This is a genomic window from Desertihabitans aurantiacus, from assembly GCF_003344635.1.
Classification (GTDB): Bacteria; Actinomycetota; Actinomycetes; order Propionibacteriales; family Propionibacteriaceae; genus Desertihabitans; species Desertihabitans aurantiacus.
Window position 1 is genome coordinate 1 of record NZ_QPKK01000435.1, and the last position, 1,919, is coordinate 1,919.

At 74.5% G+C, this 1,919-nt stretch carries 2 protein-coding genes; one reads left to right on the forward strand and one right to left on the reverse strand.

What is annotated here, in order from left to right; translation table 11 throughout:
• Positions 1 to 588, reverse strand: a 588-nt coding sequence (locus tag DVA66_RS19895) for an SCO2322 family protein (protein ID WP_114561524.1), incomplete at its 3' end; no start/stop codon positions are given.
• Positions 589 to 783: 195 nt separating this feature from the next.
• Between DVA66_RS19895 and DVA66_RS19900 the strand changes: the two genes are divergently transcribed.
• Positions 784 to 1,919 (forward strand): ABC transporter ATP-binding protein (locus tag DVA66_RS19900; RefSeq protein ID WP_114561525.1); only part of this gene is annotated, 1,136 nt, incomplete at its 3' end.

Genomic DNA, 1,919 nt, shown 5'->3' on the forward strand with positions numbered 1-1,919 from the left:
GGCGTCCTCGCCGCCGGCGCCGGACGGGAAACCGACCGGTGCCGTCACCTGCAGCTCGACCGGGGAGTCCTCGGCGGCCTCGGGCGCCGGGGCGGGGTCGCCGCAGCCGGTGGCGGGGTAGCCGTCGAGGGCGCAGATCAGACCGCTGTCGTCGGTGCGCAGCTCGGTGGCCGCGGCCAGCACGTCCTGGGCGGAGTCGCCCGGGGCGGCCAGCACGCAGGTGCCGGTGACCGGGCCCGGGGTGGCGCCGTCGGGCGCGTCCTCGGCGGTGCCGGGGTCGACCACCACCGCCACCCGGACGCCGTCGGCGCTGGCCTCGGTACCGGCGCAGACGGTCTCGAAGTCCGGTGCGGTCCGTGGGACGCGCGCGGTGGTGCCGTGCACGGCGAAGCGCATGCCCTGCACCGAGCCCTCCTCCGGCTGCACCTCGGCCGGACCGGTCGAGGCCGGCGTCCAGGTGCCCTGGTCGGCGGTCGTGTAGGACCAGTACCGGAACGCCGACTCGGCCGAGGCGACGGGGGCCGTGAGGCCGAGGGTGAGCAGGGCGAGCAGCGCGAGGCCGACCCAGCGCAGCGGTGTGCGGTGCACGTGTGTCCTTCCGGTCCGTCCGACCCGGCGGTCGGTCGGCCGCATCCTATGCAGCAGCCACCGACAGGACCGGCGTCGAGACGGCGCCGGACCGGGCGACCCGCGCCGAGAACCCCGACGGCTGTCAGAGCGCTGGTCTAGGGTCGTTCCGTCGCCGCGCGCCGCGGCGGTCTGGCACCGGATGATGGGTACCACGTGATCACTTTCGAGTCCGTCAGCAAGACCTACCGCGACGGCACCACGGCCGTGGCCGAGCTCGACCTGGTCCTGCCCTCGGACCAGATCTCGATCCTGGTCGGCCCGTCGGGCTGCGGCAAGACCACCACGCTGCGGATGATCAACCGGATGATCGAGCCCACCACCGGCACGATCGCCTGGGACGACCGTCCGCTGAAGTCGTTCCGGCGCACCACCCTGCGGCGCCAGATGGGCTACGTGATCCAGAACGGCGGGCTCTTCCCCCACCGCACCGTGCTCGACAACATCTGCACCGTACCCGCCCTGCTCGGATGGAGCCGGTCGAAGAGCCGCTCGCGCGCGATCGACCTGCTGAAGATGGTGGGTCTCGACCGCTCGCTCGCGCACCGGTTCCCGGCCCAGCTCAGCGGCGGGCAGCAGCAGCGTGTCGGGGTGGCCCGGGCACTGGCTGCCGACCCGATCCTGCTGCTGATGGACGAGCCGTTCTCCGCCGTCGACCCGGTGGTCCGCGCCGACCTGCAGCAGCTGGTGCGCGAGCTCCAGCGCGAGCTCGGCAAGACCATCGTGATGATCACCCACGACATCGACGAGGCGATGCTGATGGGCGACAAGGTCGTGATCATGCGCGTCGGCGGTCGGATCGCCCAGGTCGGTACCCCCGACGAGATCCTCGACCGCCCGCTGGACGACTTCGTCGAGGGCTTCGTCGGCAAGGACCGCGGCTACCGGGCGCTCTCGTTCGCCGCGGCGTCCGGGCTGCCGGTCGGACGGGTCCGCTCGGTGCGTTCGGCCGCCAGCGCCACCAGCGGCGCCCCGGCCGTGGTGGTGGACGCCGAGGGACGCCCGACCGGCTGGGTCGACCCCGCCCACGGTCCGACGGTGCTGCCGCTCGGGGCCACCTTCCACCCCGAGACCGACAGCCTGCGGGCCGTCGTCGACGCGACCCTGTCCTCCCCGCTCGGCATGGCGGTGGCGCTGCAGCCCAGCGGCCGGCTGGCCGGGGTGGTCCGCGCCGAGGACGCGCTCGCCGCCGTCCGCCGCCGTCGGGTGGAGGTGGCCGACCGGCACCGCCCCGAGGAGCAGACCGCGGACGCCGAGTCCGACGCCGTCCCGGTGGCCGACGCCGAGCCCGC